Below are 17,065 nucleotides of genomic sequence, written 5' to 3'. Positions count from 1 at the left end.
GGTGTTGCCGGCAAGTTGATTAACAACATGGGTGTATGTGAAAAATAACCGAAGCATGCTTGCAAGTATTATTTTTCACCTTTTTGTAAACTTCATGCAGGAAAAAATTGCGATGACCCAAACGACAAAATGCGTCGAAACAATCTGTGTTACACTTGCCGCTGTAATTATCGTTTTTACAAACAAAGATATGTTCTTTGAAAAACGCCACATAGGGAGAATATTGGAAAGCTGAATTCGGGAAAAGGGTGGATCGTTGAATTTCTCAACTAAACTTTCAAGTTAATATGCGGCATCTCTAAAAATCCGGTTGGTTTTCAAAGGTTCCCTATAGAATATTTCCAAAGTTTATCATTATTTCCACGGACGGTTTTTATCCCGCCATCCCTTTTCCTGCCAATAATCCGTATCTGCCCGATTCCGAACTTTATTTTGCAAGAGGCGCATGATATTGAACATCAGTTTTGTTTTTATTCCGGGCTTCGCTTTACCATACTTATCGGTAATTTTTCTTGCAAGAGAGCTTAATGCTTTATCTATGGATTTTTTATCTTTTTCACTTACATCTTGCCATTTTACAGCCTGAACAGCTTTGCCGTATGTGTAAATTTCAGCAACTCCCCAAAAAAACAAACTGTCTGCCATATCTTTATTTGCAGATTTCATACCCCCACCCGCGGCAGAGGAAATACACACACCCTGCTTAGAAAACATTGTTTCCTCCGGCCGGTGTACCATCCAACGATATCCGTAATGATCTAAAAATGCTTTCATGGAACCCGTTGGGTGCATTACATATACGGGACTTGCAAGAATAATCAAATCGGCTTTGTCTATCGTCTCGGTAATAGGGTTAAGTTTGTCGAAATGCGGACATTGTTTTTCCGATTCTAAAAAACACTTTGTACAACCGGTACAAAACTCACCGAAATCTTTCGGCAAAAAAAACTCTTTTATGTTTCCTCCGACTTTCAATGCCAGATTGTTCGCAATATGATATGTTGATCCCTTATGATTTTGTCCGTGTATAATCACTGTTTCCATCGTCTAAAAATCATCTCCTCGGATTTCGATTTTACCGATTTATACGAATTACAGTTTATCTTACTCCAGCCACTGTATAAATGCCGTTTTGTCCTCGCTGTTGTACCCTGCATTTTTATAGAAATTCAATGTGCTTTCTTTTTTTGTACCCGTCAAAAGCATCATCTTATAGCAATTATTTTTAATCGCTATCTCCTTTGCATAATCGAGACATTCCGTTGCGTATCCTTTTCCGCGGTATTCTTCATTCGTAACGACATTTTCAATAAACGCATACGGGCGCACATCTCTCGTCAAATTCGGAATGATCACACAAACACAGGACGACAGTATTTTGCCGTCTATTTCATTGACGATGATATGATGATTTTTATCTTCAATAATTGTTTTCCATGTGTTTTCCAGACGGCTTGAATTTTCCGGAATATCTTTTTCGTGTAAAAACAGATATAGATTCAATAATTCATATAAATCTTCTTTTACCGCTTCTCTTACCATAAGCACAACCCCGCAGCCGATTTTCAGCTGTCCGTATTATACCACAAGTATTGAACACTATCCATATTTCGTTTAGAATGCGGCGGAGTTTTATATGAAAAATGCGGTTGTATATATACACGGAAAAGGCGGTTCTGCCGACGAAGCGCTTTACTATAAAAAGTTTTTTAATGATGATTATGAGCTTTTAGGTTTTAATTATAAATCGGAATTACCTTGGCAGGCCGATGAAGAATTTCAAAACTATTTTGATTCCATTATTCCAAATTATAATGAAATTTTATTAATTGCAAACAGTATAGGGGCATATTTTTCTATGTTATCCTTATCGGAAAAACCGATCAAAAAAGCACTGTTTGTTTCCCCCATTGTCGATATGGAAAATATCATTTTACACATGATGAAACGGGCAAAGATATCCGAAGAAGAGCTTAGACTAAAAAAAGTCATCAACATTCAGTTCGGCGAATCCTTATCGTGGAAATATCTTTCTTTTGCCAGAAAAAATCCTATAGCATGGAACATTCCTACCGGCATTCTTTACGGTAAAAAAGACGATATGACTTCTTTAGAGACAATGACGAATTTTGCGAATAAAATACATGCGGACTTAACGGTTTTTGATGAGGGAGAACATTGGTTTCATACTGAAGAACAAATGAATTTTTTGGATACTTGGTTTAGAAGATTTCTTTGATGGATTTCCGTACAGAAACGAAGTGAGGGAAACCTCCGGAGAAAAAAAAGCCATGAACAAAGACTTTCTTTTTATAATGGAGCCCCACAATATTAATCCAAATGAATTCCCTTGGTTTCCAAATTCTTGAGACACTCGCGATAATAGCAATCATCATGTTCGGTATATATGGGATTAGGTACTTCAATGACCGCTAAATTGTTATATGCCGGACATCTTTTGCCGCGATAGTCTTTGTCCAACCACTCGGGACTGACCCTGTAGCCTCGCCGATTCATCTCTGCCATAATGAGTCGGTGGTACCGATAGAGCAAATACGGTGAATAGTTAAACACATAGTTGACCGTTGCGTGCGGCCTGCCCCAGCCGTTTCCGCGCAAGGCACAACACTCCCTATGTTGTCCCAACAGCTGTTGACGCGGGAGTTTGTTAATCATATCTTGATGCCACAGTCTCATCTTGTTCTCCGAATAATAGATGCGATTGCTGCAAATAGTTGTTAGGGTAGACTGCAAAGAGCTTGCGAACAGCGCCCAACAAAATTTCCTGTTCCGCCTGACCGCTGCGATATTGCTCCAAACAATACATAAACTCCGCCTTTTCATCCCGAGCAGCCTGCTTCTTAAAATATCCCCAGATATGCTGAAACGCGTTGCAGACTTGTCCTCGATTCTCCGGTAAAGTGCGCGCCTGATCAATGAGAGTCAACACATGCCGCACTTGTGCATTCTCCCGCTTTAAATATTCGCGAATCTCGTTATAAATAGTGCCGGACTTGCTGAGAACGAGATACTTATGTGCTGCCCAAAGTTTCTGACATTCTTTTAATTGATTTGATTCTCTCATACCGTTTCTTTAAATCTCGAACAAATTCGCCCAAGGTCAATTTTTCGAGATGCCCTATCACTTATTCGGAATCCCCTGAAAAAATCTCTTTTAATTGACACTCTGCAATTATACAAAAAAATATAAGTATTGAGAATATAGGCAATCCGACGTTGATCTGCCCACTGATAGAAAATGTATCTTAAAGGAGAAGGATCGGGAACGGTTCCGATATACACAATGGCGCATATTGCCGAGCAAGGTATTGTAGCGGTTACAATTACTTATCGAATAGGAAACTTCGGCTATATGCCTGTTTTTGAAAGCGGATGCGCAGTCGCAGCCCTGTATCATTATTTAAATCCGCTGAGTAATAATCTGTTTCATAAACTCATGCTTTGTGCGGGAAATGTCCCGAATGATATCATTGACGGTAAGTTTTTTACAGAGCACCCGATGAATCTGTTGGAACGAGGATCATTCCCTTGTATGCCGGTACTGATAGGGTCAAATAAAGATGAATTTTCCATGATTGAATTACCGATGTACTACAAAGCCCTTGGAATTACAAAGAACAAAGAACATTTAAAAGAATTTCTGTTGAAAAAATACGGAGAATTTGCAGATTCTCTTGAATCCGAACTAAAACCGGAAGCGAACGGAATCGTAGACTTACAAATTCAAATCATGGAGTTGCTTGTATTTCACTCAAGTGCACTGTTCCTCATGGAAAAAATCGGAGAAAAATCTCCCGTATACGGATATAGAATGAATTATATTCCTAATCTATATAATGGACTTCGCGGCTCATATCATGGGGCGGAACTTGCATTTTTCTTCGGCACCATAGATAACATGAATATACACATTACCGATGAAAATAAGGCTGCCGTTATTGCAATTCAAAAGGATTGGATACAGTTTATTAAGTTCGGCAAGATAGAAGGGCGTCCGCTTTTTAATAAGACCGGAAAAATTACAGAAAGGCATTGTGAAAAAATTATACAGCTCATAAAGAACTGAGCGAAGGGGAATATAAAAGAGGTTGTATGGAAAAAGATTTGTGCTTTAAAGCACTGTTAAAGTTTTCTCTCGGCGTGGTGGCCATAGGAATTTTATTGTTTTTGCCTGCAGGAACTTTTCATTATTGGAAAGCATGGTTGTTGATGGGGATATTATTTATTCCGATGCTCTTCGCAGGAATTGTATTACTATAACATTATAGTTTAATGCAAAGTGTAGCTATATAGTCATTTCCATAACGTGATAATCTATGTCTTTTGTCACACGATTCATAAAAATCTATCATAGCGAGACCATTTTTAAGTTGTCCTCTAATCTGAGTTTCTAAGGTATGGCTAAATTCATATCCATATTCTGGATTTATGGTTATCTTGCCTTCCTCTTCAAGCTCTTTTGAATTAAAAGGGATTGAAAACTTTAAAAGTAATTCCTCATCGGGTTTGTCCCATACAATGTCAGCATCATACATGTATATCCAAGGATTCATAAATCCGACCATTAACAGTCCACCCTTTTTCAATACTCGAGAGGCTTCTTTATACATGTTTTCTAAATCTTCTATATATACATTTGAAACCGGATTAAAAATAATATCAAAAGTTTCATTTTCAAATGGAAATGGTTTTGTCATATCGCCTTGAATTGTGTTGATTTTTAAGCCTTCTCTTTTAGCAACCATATCATCTCTTTGTAATTGTGATTTAGAAAAATCCATTATGGTTACATCATAACCTTTTATAGCAAAAACCGGTCCCTGCTGTCCACCACCACAAGCTAAACCTAATATCTTTTTTCCGTTTGCTTTTTCAAACCATTCTTTCGGAACTTTTTTCCCAACAGTTAATGCAACAGAAATCGGATTATTTCTAACTTCTTCTAATTCTTCATGTGTCAATGGCTCAGTATAGTCATTTTTTACATTATTCCATCTATCTTCATTTAATTTTATATAATTGTTCATCTTATAATCTCCTCGTAATTTTATATTATTTCGATTTAAGTTGAATATGTTGCCATTACATTTTTCTCACCTCTACAAATTCTAATTTGAAGCGCGCAAGCATAAATGAACGACCGCCAAGCGGACATATTCATTTCGCGGCGCTTCGCCAGCAGACAAAGAGCACGAAGTGCGGCAAATGCGAAGTGTTTGGTCTGACGGTGAAGAAATGGCCGATAAACTGGAATTTGTAGATATCATTTGGGAAATATGATTGTTTATATCAAAGCTTAAAATTTTAATCATATATCTTGAAATCATATCAAATCTTACTTGAAATGTATTTTATTAGTTTTTCCTCTCTTGAATGATTAAGTATATAATCAATAACATCTTTTTTAGACAATATTTTAGCCATAAACTCTTGTTCCAACTGCTCCATAAACTCAATCAAAGATACCTTACTTATTTCATTAAATTTTTTAACACGACTGGTTTCTTTAATCTTTCGTTCTGCAATCTCTGGAGGAAATCCGATTCCAAAGTCTCCATCAAACAATTTTTCTAAAGTATATTCAAGATTGAGTTCCCCTAACCAACCAAAACCCAATCCCAAAGATAAACTTGCTACATTACCATCGTTAATTCTTCCAAATAGGTAGGCGTCTTGTGGATTCTGAATAAACCCTGACAATAACCCTGGCAATGTATTGCATGCCAAATTCATTCCTTGCCCTGAAGAACATCCAGTTATCACAAAATCGACCACCTTACTATTGATGAGTAAGGCAGTTAAGACCGCAATTTCTGTATACGAATATGAATTTATTTCTCTCGGATAAACCCCAAAATTTATAACTTCATAATTCTTTGATGACACTACTTTATTTGTTATTCTATATAATATTTCATTCTTATCAACTTGTGTTGTTCCTTGAATGATTCCTATCTTCATTTTTACCTCTCTTATATTGCAGTTTTTTCATTACTATGAAATACAAAAATACATTGTAAAATTCTAATTTGTTTTACTCGATGTTTGTAATATTATACTATTTTTAAGGCTTTTTTCCACTGTCAGATTTTTCCCCCACCCGAACGCAGTGAGGGGAATCTCCATACAATTATTTTTTTACCTTCCAGCTTGCAGCTTCGCGCCTCTCGCCGATAAAGTTGCGGTATATGCCGTTCTGATCCATCAGTTGGGTATGGGTGCCCTGCTGCACAATCTTGCCGCGGTCTACGACGATAATCTGATCGGCTCTCTCTACGGTTTTCAGCCGATGGGCAATCATGATGACGGTCTTTTCGGCGGTGAGCGCTTGGATAGCGTGCATCAGCTCGTTTTCGTTTTCGGGATCGACGTTGGCGGTTGCCTCATCCAAAAAGATGACCGGTGCATTTTTCATCATGGCGCGGGCAATGGAGATGCGCTGCTTTTCTCCGCCGGAAAGACTTGCGCCGCCTTCACCGACTACTGTGTCGTATCCGTGGGGAAGGCTTGAGATAAAGTCATGGCAGCAGGCTTTTTTCGCCGCAGCAATCACATCCTCCATCGGAGCGCCGGGCTGACCAAAGCGGATATTGTTGGCGATGGTGTCGTGGAATAAATAAACCGATTGGAACACAAAGCTGAAATTCGCCATCAAGGAATCCATATCGTAATCCTTCACATTCCGGCCGCCCAGCATAACGGTTCCTCCGTCTACATCCCAGAACCGTGCAAGCAGATTTACCAAGGTGGTTTTGCCTCCGCCGGAAGGGCCGACAATCGCCGTCGTGGTCTTTTCCGGAATCTTCAATGAAATGCCGTCAATGATCTTTCGCTTCTCATAAGAAAACGCGATATCCTGCGCAGTAATATCACGCACTGCCGGTGTAATATTTTCTCCGGATATATCCATCTGCGGCGTGTTCAGAATTTCCTGCGCCCGGTCAACACTCATATCAACCACGCGCAGCAGTGACGAATATTGTCCTGCCGTTTCCAGACTGGTATAGATGATAAATGCGGAGATTACCATGACAACAGCATTCAGCGCGTCCATGCTTCCGGCACAATAAAATGCGCATGAAAAAGCTACCATTGCCACACCGGTAAGCTTGGCAATAAAACTCTGCAATGCTATGCGGGGCACCAGTGTCGTTTCCATGTCGGTATTGATCTTACTGTTTTCCGAGATTGCCTCATTTAATTCCTTGCTCTTAACTCCCGTCAACCGGTAAGCCTTAACCTCGGTCATACCCTGCAAGTATTCCAGAACCTTTTCTACCAGCCTTTCATCTGCGCGTATCTTTTTTCCCGACACCTTTTCGGAAGCAATTCGGAGACGGCTGTTTGCAAAAAGAAACAGCGAAAAACCGCAGAGCAGCACACAGGCGATTCTCCAGTCGAAGAAAAACAGCATGATGACAATAAGCGAGGTTGTAAGCAAGCCGTCGCAGACAAGCATTACCACACGAGTCGCAATATTTTCAAGACTTTCCATTATGTTAGTTGTAATAGATGTAATCTGCCCGAGGCTGTTGGCGTTAAAGTATCCCATAGGAAGATACCGCATGTGCTCCGCAATCTCCACCCGTTTTTTCGCACAAGTGTCATAGCCCCCTTCGGTCTGTAACATAACAGCCTTTGATTTTAGTAATCCCGATCCGGCAATGCTGATCAGCATAATCCCTAACGAGAGCAGGATATCTTTTGTGTCTACCGTTCCGTTCATCAGCGCCCGAATCATCACCGCAATCGCCGGAATCTTTAGCGCCTCAAACAGAGCCTGAATAACATTGAGCCGAATGGAAGTGATGAATTTCCGGCGGTTTTCTTCACCGCAGAACGCAAAAAACTTTCTAATAACTTTAAGCATGATCTTTCACCTCCATATGTGCATTCCACATCGTTTCATATAAGCCGTGATGAGACAAAAGCTCATCATGGGTTCCGCTGTCTGCAACGGTGCCGTCTTTAATGACATAAATACAATCGGCAGCGGTAATCGTAGAAAGCCGGTGCGCAATCACGATGAGCGTCTTACCCTCCGTCAGCTTAGAGATAGAGCGCTGAATAACCGCCTCGTTCTCCGGGTCGGTGTATGCGGTTGCCTCATCCAAAATGATAATAGGTGCCGCTTTCAGCATTGCTCTGGCAATGGAAATACGCTGCCGCTCGCCGCCGGAAAGATGCCCGCCGGAAGTGCCTACCACGGTATCGTAACCATTCTCCAGCTCCAAAATAAATTCATGACAACCGCTGTGTTTTGCCGCTTCCTCAACTTCCGCATCCGTTGCATCCGCCCGCCCGATGCGGATATTTTCCCTGACCGTCATGTTGAATAGATAATTGTCCTGCGAGACAAAGGCGATCTTATCCGAATAGGCCTCTTGCGGAATTTCGCGAATGTCCGTATCCCCCAGCAAAATTGAGCCGCTGCTCACATCCCAAAGCGAAGCGATGAGGCGCGCAATGGTACTCTTTCCGCTGCCGGAAGGACCGACCAGCGCAATAAAGCTGCCCTCCGGGATTTCCATTGAAATGCCATGAAGCACTTCCTTTTCCTTATACGAAAAATGAACATCCTGCAGCTTCAACGTGTTTTCCTTTGGAATAGCTCCGTCTACAGGGCGCTCCATTTCCGGCGCGTACAAAATACTTTGAACTTCACCGAAGATGGTTCCCATCGTTCGAAAGTCGTCCGAATAACTCATCAAGGTTATAAGCGGCGTGATGATGCCGACAGAGAGAATAATAATTGTTACCAGATTCTGCGGCGGAAGAGATCCGCTTTTCACCAAAAGACCGCCGATAGGGAGCACGGAAACCATTGTGGCGGGCATGATTACCGTGGCGAATGTAAAGGTGAGAATACAGGAGCGCATCCAATCGATATAGCTGTGAGCGGCTTCATACGCGTCATGCACGAAGCGGTCGTAGGAACTTTTTGTATTTCCGAAAACCTTGATGACTTGAATACCGCCGATATATTCAACCGCCGTATCATTGAGCGCTTTTGTGGCTGTAACCGTGCGTTGATAAAATTGAGGACTGCCCTTCATCATAAGACCGTAACAGAAAAAGCCAACCGGTATCGTTGCAAGAGAAGCCAGCCCCATACGCCAATCAATAGTAAAAATATAGATCAAAATAATAATGGGGATCAGTAAATTTGCGGTGAACTCCGGAACGATATGCGCCAGTGTTGTTTCAATGCTGTCAATACGTTCGATGAGCGTATTTTTGAGCGCCCCGGAACTTTGCTCCAACACCGCACCCAGCGGCATTCTTGTCAGTTTTTCCGTGCAGCGTTTTCGGATTTCCCCGAGCACGGCAAACGTTGCTCTATGACTTGTCGATGTACTGAGCGCATGAAACAGTACACGGCAAAACCAAAACGCTGCAATAATCAGACAACGTATCATATAATATGACAGGTCTTTGTTTCCGCCCATCAAACCATGTACGATGCCGACAACAACAAAATACGGTGCGATGGAAAAGGCCACGCCGATAACTGCGAGGATAACACTCAGAACATATTGATCTTTGTGTTCCCCTGTTTGTCCCAACGCCCACGCTATAGGCGAAGGACTTTTTTCTTTTTCCTTCATAAGCAAACTTCCTTTTGTTAGCTAACAAACAATAGTTAATATTAACTAACATTAACTTAACCTCATCGCCTCTTCTTATAAACAAAGACAGGCGGTAAGACTTTATCCTAATTCAATTATGCAAGGTATTAAAACCCGAACAACTGCTTCCAGCCCGGAACAAAGAATGCCTCTACCGCTTTCAGACAATGTAATGCTTCTTCCAAACTGTAATTATGTATAACCGGTTCAAAAAGAGCGGTCGTATATGCCGAAAGCAGAAGATGCAGTTCCTTTGAATCTATGTCTTTCACGGCGTATCCTTGCGCTTTCAACATCGGCAGATATTTTAAAAGCTGCGCTTGCTGCCCCTCTGTAAGATCGTGGAGGAAATGCTCGTATTTGCTTCCCTGCGATTTTGCCAGCAATAGATGATATTCTTCTATGTTCGGATAGATAATCTCACGCATCATGTCTATTTCGGAATCGCGCCACTGAATGTGTTCCTTCTGATTCATCGTATCCACATAGCGCGCAATATGTGCATCCAGCCAAGCGTTTATGCGATCCACCGCAGGAGCAACAATTTGATCAAAGAGATCTGCTTTATCCACACAATGCCGATATATTCCCGCAGCCGTCATACCGCAGCGTTTGCTGATACTTCGCATGGAGGACTTATCAAAGCCCTTCTCCATAAATTCGGCTTTTGCTGCGGCTATAATTTTTATATGATTGGCGGTTTTGTCCCTCGGCATAGATTCCTTTTTTTGTATACACCGTTAGCTAACACATATAAACATACAACCAAAACGTTTGGCTGTCAAGACGGTCGAAGTCTGATATGAGTATAGAAAACACTAGATTTTTGTGCTATTTTTGTATAAGAAGTACGGAGTGGTTCTGATGAATATTTATTTTAACAGGCTGACTGCAAAATATAAAAAAGAAACGATCGATATTTTCAATTATTATATCGAACATACGACTGCCGCATATCGATCCGAAAAGGTTGACTACGATTTTTTTAATGCCCTCGTTGATGAAAATACTGTAAGTGCATACGCGGTAATGAATAATTCAAACGATGTTATCGGATTTTGCATGCTGGAAAAATATAAAAACATCCGAACATTTAACGAACTTGGCGATTGCATGTATTTTATTAAACCGGAAATGACCGGAAAAGGCGTGGGACGGGAAATCGTATCATTGCTGGAAAATGACGCAAAACTGCACGGAATGAAAAAGCTTGTCGTTGATATATCCGATGAAAATGAAAAAAGTATTGCATTTCATAAGAAGCAGGGGTTTATTGAATACGGAAGATTGAAGAACTGTTGGCGGAAATTCGGCAGGAACATCGGAATAGTATATATGTATAAAGACATAGGTACGGCAAAATGAAAAAAAGAAAAGGTGAAAAAACAGCATACCGGCTCGTTAAATTTTTATAGAAAAGATTCAGGAAAAGATTATGGAATTTACAAACGATTTCTTGCCGCTTCTTGAGCGGCTGAACAACGCGCTTTCGAAAGCGGATACGGTGCTCATCGGAGCCGGCGCGGGACTTTCAACTTCCGCAGGCTTCACTTATTCGGGCGAGCGCTTTGAAAAATATTTTTCGGATTTCCGCGCAAAGTACGGCTTTACCGATATGTATACGGGCAGTTTTTATCCGTTTAAAACGCTCGAAGAATTTTGGGCGTATTGGAGCCGCTACATTATGATAAACCGCTATACCGATGCGCCGAAACCGGTCTACGAAAATCTGCATAAGCTGACGGCCGGCAAGAATTATTTTGTGCTGACGACGAACGTCGATCACTGCTTTCAAAAAGCGGACTTTGATAAAACGCGGCTCTTTTACACACAGGGCGATTACGGCTTATGGCAGTGTTCCGTTCCCTGCCACGACAAAACCTACGACAACGAAGAGGCCGTCCGCAAAATGGTCGAAACGCAAAAAGACATGCGCATTCCGTCCGATTTGATTCCGTACTGTCCGCGCTGCGGAAAACCGATGTCGATGAACCTTCGAAGCGATTCAACATTCGTGGAAGACGAAGGTTGGCATCGAGCTTCCGAACGCTACGGCAACTTTATCGCGGCGCATAAAAACGAAAACATTCTCTTTTTGGAATTGGGCGTCGGCTTGAATACGCCCGGCATTATCAAATATCCGTTTTGGCGCATGTGCGCCGACAACCCGCGTTCGCTTTACGCGTGCATCAATTACGGCGAAGCGCTCTGTCCCGACGAAATCCGCGAGCGCTCGATATGCATAGACGGAGATATTGCAAACGTGCTGAACGCACTGGAAAAGATGCGGTGATTGTGATACTGTGAGGTTCGGAGGGAAATATGGATAACGACACAAAGCAGGAATTCGGCGAGATTGCGCAAAACATTGCGCCCTACGGAATTATGATGGCGGTTTTCACTTTGTTCTATTCCGTTTGGTTTTGTTTCGCATGGGGCACTCTCGGCAGGGTTTTATTTGCGCTGACCGTCGCATACGGCGGAACCATCGTTTTTGCAAGCATAAAAAATATCAAACACGCAAAGCGTTTTAAAGCGGTGCCGTCCGATGCGGGAAAAAAGATTCTCAAAAACATGAGTATCGTAAGCGCGATTACCTATTCGGCGATTACGGTTTTTGCCGTGACACTTTCGGCCGTTCATCTTGTAAAATTGATTTTTCCCGCCGTAACCCTTATTATCGGCTTGCACTTTATTCCGCTCGGAAAAATCATGAACAGAAAAATCGACTATCTTATCGCGCCTGTTCCGATTGTCTTTTCGCTGGCGGCCTCGTATTTAGCGTTTACGACAACAATGACATGGCTTGAAGTGTATGCCGTGGCGGGAATCGGAGGAGCAGTAGCGACGATGATTTACGGCGCGTATATGTTGTATGCGTACAAAAAAGTTGCGCGCGAATATGGCGTGGAATATCCTTAAAATTTCTGCGGTAAAAATTTCAGTTTTCTTTTATATACGCGTAAATAATTTTGCGCGTTTCTTTCGCTTCCGGAAGCCAGCCGGCGGCAGCCCACGTGTGCATCATGCCTTTTCCGATATGAATTTCAAGCGCAACGCCGTCCGCTTCACATTTTTGCTTAAAGGCATCGAGTTCGGCATAATAGATTTCGTCCGTTCCGTAAAAGGCCGCGATGCGCGGAAAACCTTTCCAGCTGTATGAAACGGAATTCCCCAAAAAACCGAGCGCGCCGCACAGCGACATCATCTTTGATGCGGCTTCGACGTATTCTGCGGTAAACATCGCATCTTTTTTTGCGATGCGCTTCATATTGTCAAGCTGTGCGGTTGTCGGGGGCATTTGGATCGTAGCCGAAAACGGAATGAGTTTGCCCGGAAGCGGAAGGCCGAGTTTTTGTTCGGTAATGTATGTACAAATGTCAAGGCACAAAGAGCCGCCGGACGACAGACCGAAAAAGGCGATGTCTTTCGCATCGTATAAGCCGAGCGCTTCTTTATAAACGTCGATAATCGATTCGATAAGTTCTTTTCCCGTCGTTTTAGGAAAAAGTTTATACCACACGATCCACACATCGGCTCCCGTTTGATCGGCCATATCCTGTGCAAAATCGAAATCGCCCGCATCGCCGGACATCACAAAGCCGCCGCCGAAAAAGTACAGCACGAGCTTTTTTTGCGCACCCGCACCGCCGCTTTTTTTATGCCGGCTGTGTACGGCATAATACGGAATTTCGCCTGCCGTTTTTTCATCGAAGTCGTATTTTTTGTGAAGATCCGAAAGCGGTAATTTCTTTTTTTGCTGTGCCTTATACTGTTCTTTAAGAAATTTTTCAGGATCGGAGGCGGCCTTTTTCATCATCGGGCGCACAAGGCTTTTAAATAAAAATTTCGTAAGCGTATATCGAATGCTTGCCATATCGAAAACTCCTTGGCGGACTTCGCCGTTAATTATTGTCGTCTAACATATTGTACCGCACTGCGGTTTTTCATTCAATAATTTTACGGCATTTTTAGCGAAACGCGATCAAGCACATAATTCTTTATTGCTTTTATGCAAAAGCTGTTGTAGTATATATGCATGCCGTTTGTAAAATGGTAAATTTTATTGTATTATGGGGTTGTAACCTTATGAATAAAACGGGTATTTTTTACGCAAGCAAGAGCGGCACGACGGAAGCTTTTGCAAAGCAAATTGCGGAAAAACTGGGCGCCGACGTGCACAATATGAAAGAAACGGACGTCGACGTGATTGCGGACTATCGGAATGTGATTTTGATGTCGTCGAATTACTTTTTCGGCTCTTTGGCGGAAGATTGGGGAAGTAAGGTAAAACTTTTGCATACCGTCGATTTTTCAAAAAAAATCGTTGCCGTCGTCGGAGTCGGCAGTCAGGAACGCCACCCCGACAGCTTTTGTTCCGGCGCAGCGGACTTTTTCGACAAACTCCGGTTTTCCGGCGCCCGCTTTGTAGGCAGCGTGAACGCAAGCGGCTATAATTTTACGTTTTCGCGCATGCAAAAAGGACAAAAAATGCTCGGGCTTTGTTTGGACAAGGGCGACGCCAAGTCTGTGGAAAAAATCGACGCATGGGTAAAAGACGTAAAATCCGCTTTTTCCGCCTCTTAACAAAAATTCCGCGTTCCGTTATAGTAAACGCCGGGAAGAATCTTTTATGAGAAGAACAGATCGGGAAGTTACGGATCCTGCACAGATTGCGCGCATTGTAGAAAAAGCGAAGATCGTACATGTCGGCATGGCCGACGGAGGCCGCCCTTACGTGGTGCCGCTTCACTACGGCGCGCTGTTCAACGACGGAATATTGACGCTGTATCTTCATTGCGCAAACGAAGGCCGAAAGCTCGATTTTATAAAAAAGAATCCGCAGGTTTTTATTGAAATCGACACGGACATCGCGCCGATTTCGGGCGGAGAAATCCCGTGCAAATACGGTTCGGCCTACGCAAGCGTTATGGGAGAAGGAACGGCACAAATCGTCGAAAACGGCGATGAAAAGATTTTCGGTCTTGAATGTATTATGAAAACGCAAACGGACAGGGATTTTACCGTATCGGCGCAAATGGCCGCCGCGGTAACCGTTTTAAAAATCGAGGTTCCGCGCGTAACGGCAAAAAGCCGCCGGCTCGAAGCGCACAAACATTAAACGCGGCCGCACCCGGCTCGTTCGGGCGGTTCTTTTTACTTATAAATCCGCGGAACTGAAGGCGCCGGGTAAAAGCTCCGCAATAACGGTTTTTTTGATTTTGCCGTTCAGGTTTGCCAAAATAATTTGACAATCTTTTCCCGCAAGTTCGGAAATAACCTGACGGCAGGCTCCGCAGGGCGAAATAACGTCATCGGTTTGACCGACTACGGCAAGTTTTACAAACTCGCCCGCACGGCAGCCGTCCGACAGGGCGGAAAAAAAAGCGCTGCGCTCGGCACAATTCGTCAGCCCGTAAGAAGCGTTTTCGATATTGCAGCCGTGATATACTTTGCCGTCTTTTGTAAGCAAGGCGGCGCCTACTTTAAAACGGGAATACGGCACGTACGCTTTTTCGCGCGCTTTGCACGCCTCTTTTACCAAATCTTCGTCGGAAATCATTTATTCGCCTTTTACGATTTTTATACCGTTGCTGGTGCCCAAGCGCATAACGCCCATTTTCAAATATTTTTCGGCGGTAGCGGCGTCGCGAATACCGCCGGACGCTTTTACGAGGGCATTTCCCTGAACAGTGTCGAGCATAAGCTGTACGTCTGCAACGGTTGCGCCGCCCGTACCGAAGCCGGTGGACGTTTTTACAAAATCGGCGCGCGCCGACACGGCAAGCTGGCATACCTTTCTTTTTTCTTCATCGGTTAAATAACAGGTTTCAATGATGACTTTTAACACGCGGTCGCCTATCGCCTGTTTAACCGCGCGGATTTCGTTTTCCGTTTCGGAATATTTTTTATCTTTTAATAAACCGATATTGATAACCATATCGATTTCATCGGCGCCCTGTTCCACGGCGTTTTTCGCTTCAAAAACCTTCGCCGCATACGACATCGCGCCCAACGGAAAAGCGACAACCGAACAAACCTTAACGGGAGAGCCCTTCAGTTCCTTCGCGGCAAGCGGCACCCAGCACGAATTTACGCACACCGAATAAAATCCGTATTCTTTGGCTTCCGCGCATAAACGAATAATATCTTTTTCAACCGCATCCGCTTTAAGTATTGTGTGATCGATAAATTTGTTTGCTTTCATAATTTTCTCCCCGAAACTGCATTACTATAGCATGTTTTATGAAAATATCCTAGTAGAAAAACACATTTCGTGCGGGAAAGTAACGGCACAAAAAAAGCAAGGCCGGCACTTTATCTTATTTTTAAGTTTCCTATCTTTAATCTTCAAGCTGCCGTTCTATCTCATCGGGGACGGCCGAAAAAAAATCATAACCGGTAAGCGCTTCCAGCGCATCGACGCTCACGGAATAATCCTGCCACTTTTTTTCGGCGCATTCGACCGTGTTCGGAATCAAAACGGCGATAACGCGCGTATCCGCACTTATACGCTTAAGGTCGTCCGTTCCGTTTTCCAAAACCAAAAGAACCTTCCACACGTACGACGGAATTTTTATAGCGCGGCCGGAATCGGGAACGGGAATTTCGGAAAAAAAGCCCTTATCCGAAGTTCCGCCGCTTCCCGCCTGCCCGCATACAATGTACAGCTCACAGCCTTCGGCCGCCAACGAGCGTTCGTATTCTTCGAGCAAGCGCCACACAATGCGGTTGTTGTTCGGCGTTTGCGGAACCATATTCGTCATTAAAAACGTTTCGGAATTATCCCGAACGTTTTTCGAGCGGTCCGCCGACGGGCACATATGCCCCCGATCGAAACCGTATTCTTTATAGCCGTAATCCGATTCTTTTACGGCGTACCACGAATCGGGAAGTTCGTCGTCGGCACGGAAGTCGCTTTGCCGTTTTATATCGCCGAGGTCGGAAGCGTCCAAGTGCCAGCTTACCCAATTCGGCTGCAAGGCGGCATTGTTGTACGAAAGCGCGTACGTATTTTTTATCATAAGATAATTGTCCGCATGATTTTGCTCGTCCCGAACGGCGCCGCTCGGATTTCCCAAATATAAAGAACCGTTTTCGCTATATGCAGGATCCGCAGGAGGACGGCCGGCAAAGCTTACAAAAAGCAGAATTAAAAGAGGCGCGGCGGTAAAAAGGATTTTCTTCATTTTCGATTCACGCAAAACAATAGCACATTCGGCGCTCTTTTGCCAATACAACAAGGATTCGGTATGAATGAAAATCGGCAAAAAGTGATGTGTACAGCAATGCCTCTGCCCGCATGCGGCGCGGTTACGCTTTTTGGGCAAAATCACCTGAGAAAAACGCGTAAAACGCCTCGCGGTCAGGGCCTTGCTGATACGCGGCGCTTATTGACTTTACACCATACTGCC

21 protein-coding genes and 1 pseudogene are annotated in these 17,065 nt (G+C 43.3%); 9 read left to right on the top strand and 13 right to left on the bottom strand.

From position 1 onward, the window contains the following. Nucleotides 1-94 precede the first annotated feature (94 nt). Nucleotides 95-235, top strand: a complete 141-nt coding sequence (locus HMPREF9194_RS11355; RefSeq protein WP_245540748.1) for a hypothetical protein — start codon at nt 95-97, stop codon at nt 233-235. Nucleotides 236-354: 119 nt separating this feature from the next. On the opposite strand, the gene HMPREF9194_RS11350 is transcribed toward HMPREF9194_RS11355, so the two are convergent. Then, complete coding sequence (locus HMPREF9194_RS11350) at nt 355-1,044, bottom strand: flavodoxin family protein (RefSeq protein ID WP_016526522.1); 690 nt, start codon at nt 1,042-1,044, stop codon at nt 355-357. Nucleotides 1,045-1,104: 60 nt separating this feature from the next. After that, on the bottom strand, nt 1,105-1,542 hold the full coding sequence (locus tag HMPREF9194_RS11345) for a GNAT family N-acetyltransferase (RefSeq protein ID WP_016526521.1): 438 nt from the start codon (nt 1,540-1,542) through the stop codon (nt 1,105-1,107). Between the two features lie 94 nt (nt 1,543-1,636). Here HMPREF9194_RS11345 and HMPREF9194_RS11340 point away from each other — a divergent pair, with 94 nt between their 5' ends. Next, entirely contained in the window at nt 1,637-2,239 is a 603-nt protein-coding gene (locus HMPREF9194_RS11340) for an alpha/beta hydrolase (RefSeq protein WP_016526520.1), read from the top strand. Nucleotides 2,240-2,331: 92 nt separating this feature from the next. Here HMPREF9194_RS11340 and HMPREF9194_RS11335 read toward each other — a convergent pair whose 3' ends face one another. Both HMPREF9194_RS11335 and HMPREF9194_RS11330 read right to left on the bottom strand, forming a co-directional pair. Further along, complete coding sequence (locus tag HMPREF9194_RS11335; RefSeq protein ID WP_245540759.1) at nt 2,332-2,676, bottom strand: TIGR02328 family protein; 345 nt, start codon at nt 2,674-2,676, stop codon at nt 2,332-2,334. Further along, the gene (locus tag HMPREF9194_RS11330; protein WP_016526518.1) at nt 2,669-3,085 is read right to left on the bottom strand and encodes a YbgA family protein; all 417 of its coding nucleotides are present in this window, start codon (nt 3,083-3,085) and stop codon (nt 2,669-2,671) included. Before HMPREF9194_RS11330 ends, HMPREF9194_RS11335 begins: the two co-directional genes overlap by 8 nt. Nucleotides 3,086-3,271: 186 nt before the next feature. On the opposite strand from HMPREF9194_RS11330, the pseudogene HMPREF9194_RS11325 reads away from it, so the two are divergent. Together HMPREF9194_RS11325 and HMPREF9194_RS12185 are read left to right on the top strand one after the other, a co-directional pair. Beyond that, a pseudogene (locus tag HMPREF9194_RS11325) lies at nt 3,272-4,048 on the top strand (carboxylesterase family protein); the annotation flags it as partial. Nucleotides 4,049-4,113: 65 nt separating this feature from the next. Beyond that, the gene (locus HMPREF9194_RS12185) at nt 4,114-4,281 is read left to right on the top strand and encodes a hypothetical protein (protein ID WP_016526516.1); all 168 of its coding nucleotides are present in this window, start codon (nt 4,114-4,116) and stop codon (nt 4,279-4,281) included. A 2-nt stretch (nt 4,282-4,283) separates the two neighbouring features. Here HMPREF9194_RS12185 and HMPREF9194_RS11320 read toward each other — a convergent pair whose 3' ends face one another. The 5 genes from HMPREF9194_RS11320 to HMPREF9194_RS11300 form a co-directional block, all read right to left on the bottom strand. Continuing rightward, entirely contained in the window at nt 4,284-5,048 is a 765-nt protein-coding gene (locus HMPREF9194_RS11320; protein ID WP_016526515.1) for a class I SAM-dependent methyltransferase, read from the bottom strand. Nucleotides 5,049-5,349: 301 nt separating this feature from the next. Then, nucleotides 5,350-5,982 carry an RpiB/LacA/LacB family sugar-phosphate isomerase gene (locus HMPREF9194_RS11315; protein ID WP_016526514.1) on the bottom strand — a complete coding sequence of 211 codons (633 nt, stop codon included), beginning with the start codon at nt 5,980-5,982 and terminating at the stop codon, nt 5,350-5,352. 169 nt (nt 5,983-6,151) lie between these two features. After that, on the bottom strand, nt 6,152-7,891 hold the full coding sequence (locus tag HMPREF9194_RS11310) for an ABC transporter ATP-binding protein (RefSeq protein ID WP_016526513.1): 1,740 nt from the start codon (nt 7,889-7,891) through the stop codon (nt 6,152-6,154). Further along, complete coding sequence (locus HMPREF9194_RS11305) at nt 7,884-9,629, bottom strand: ABC transporter ATP-binding protein (protein WP_016526512.1); 1,746 nt, start codon at nt 9,627-9,629, stop codon at nt 7,884-7,886. The genes HMPREF9194_RS11310 and HMPREF9194_RS11305 overlap by 8 nt, the downstream gene beginning before the upstream one ends. Nucleotides 9,630-9,757: 128 nt before the next feature. Further along, nucleotides 9,758-10,366 carry a TetR/AcrR family transcriptional regulator gene (locus HMPREF9194_RS11300; protein ID WP_016526511.1) on the bottom strand — a complete coding sequence of 203 codons (609 nt, stop codon included), beginning with the start codon at nt 10,364-10,366 and terminating at the stop codon, nt 9,758-9,760. Between the two features lie 148 nt (nt 10,367-10,514). Between HMPREF9194_RS11300 and HMPREF9194_RS11295 the strand changes: the two genes are divergently transcribed. The 3 genes from HMPREF9194_RS11295 (at nt 10,515) to HMPREF9194_RS11285 (ending at nt 12,572) form a co-directional block, all read left to right on the top strand. Further along, complete coding sequence (locus HMPREF9194_RS11295) at nt 10,515-11,015, top strand: GNAT family N-acetyltransferase (RefSeq protein ID WP_016526510.1); 501 nt, start codon at nt 10,515-10,517, stop codon at nt 11,013-11,015. A 70-nt stretch (nt 11,016-11,085) separates the two neighbouring features. Continuing rightward, nucleotides 11,086-11,943, top strand: a complete 858-nt coding sequence (locus HMPREF9194_RS11290; RefSeq protein ID WP_016526509.1) for an SIR2 family NAD-dependent protein deacylase — start codon at nt 11,086-11,088, stop codon at nt 11,941-11,943. 29 nt (nt 11,944-11,972) lie between these two features. After that, nucleotides 11,973-12,572 (top strand): hypothetical protein, encoded by a 600-nt coding sequence (locus HMPREF9194_RS11285; RefSeq protein WP_016526508.1) that lies wholly within the window; start codon nt 11,973-11,975, stop codon nt 12,570-12,572. A gap of 19 nt (nt 12,573-12,591) precedes the next feature. Here HMPREF9194_RS11285 and HMPREF9194_RS11280 read toward each other — a convergent pair whose 3' ends face one another. Continuing rightward, nucleotides 12,592-13,527 (bottom strand): alpha/beta hydrolase, encoded by a 936-nt coding sequence (locus HMPREF9194_RS11280; RefSeq protein ID WP_016526507.1) that lies wholly within the window; start codon nt 13,525-13,527, stop codon nt 12,592-12,594. A 212-nt stretch (nt 13,528-13,739) separates the two neighbouring features. On the opposite strand from HMPREF9194_RS11280, the gene HMPREF9194_RS11275 reads away from it, so the two are divergent. Together HMPREF9194_RS11275 and HMPREF9194_RS11270 are read left to right on the top strand one after the other, a co-directional pair. Beyond that, complete coding sequence (locus HMPREF9194_RS11275; RefSeq protein ID WP_040846985.1) at nt 13,740-14,237, top strand: flavodoxin domain-containing protein; 498 nt, start codon at nt 13,740-13,742, stop codon at nt 14,235-14,237. A 46-nt stretch (nt 14,238-14,283) separates the two neighbouring features. After that, nucleotides 14,284-14,772 (top strand): pyridoxamine 5'-phosphate oxidase family protein, encoded by a 489-nt coding sequence (locus HMPREF9194_RS11270; protein WP_016526505.1) that lies wholly within the window; start codon nt 14,284-14,286, stop codon nt 14,770-14,772. A 39-nt stretch (nt 14,773-14,811) separates the two neighbouring features. On the opposite strand, the gene HMPREF9194_RS11265 is transcribed toward HMPREF9194_RS11270, so the two are convergent. The 3 genes from HMPREF9194_RS11265 to HMPREF9194_RS11255 all read right to left on the bottom strand — a co-directional run bounded on the left by HMPREF9194_RS11265 (nt 14,812) and on the right by HMPREF9194_RS11255 (nt 16,921). Beyond that, nucleotides 14,812-15,213 carry a cytidine deaminase gene (locus HMPREF9194_RS11265; RefSeq protein ID WP_016526504.1) on the bottom strand — a complete coding sequence of 134 codons (402 nt, stop codon included), beginning with the start codon at nt 15,211-15,213 and terminating at the stop codon, nt 14,812-14,814. After that, nucleotides 15,214-15,858, bottom strand: coding sequence for a deoxyribose-phosphate aldolase (gene deoC / locus HMPREF9194_RS11260; protein ID WP_016526503.1), 645 nt, complete (start codon nt 15,856-15,858; stop codon nt 15,214-15,216). It abuts the gene before it with no gap. Between the two features lie 136 nt (nt 15,859-15,994). Further along, entirely contained in the window at nt 15,995-16,921 is a 927-nt protein-coding gene (locus tag HMPREF9194_RS11255) for a DNA/RNA non-specific endonuclease (protein WP_211209560.1), read from the bottom strand. Nucleotides 16,922-17,065: the final 144 nt, after the last annotated feature.

Source organism: Treponema maltophilum ATCC 51939 (assembly GCF_000413055.1).
In the GTDB taxonomy this organism is placed as follows: domain Bacteria; phylum Spirochaetota; class Spirochaetia; order Treponematales; family Treponemataceae; genus Treponema_C; species Treponema_C maltophilum.
This window is presented reverse-complemented; position numbering and strand designations above follow the sequence as displayed.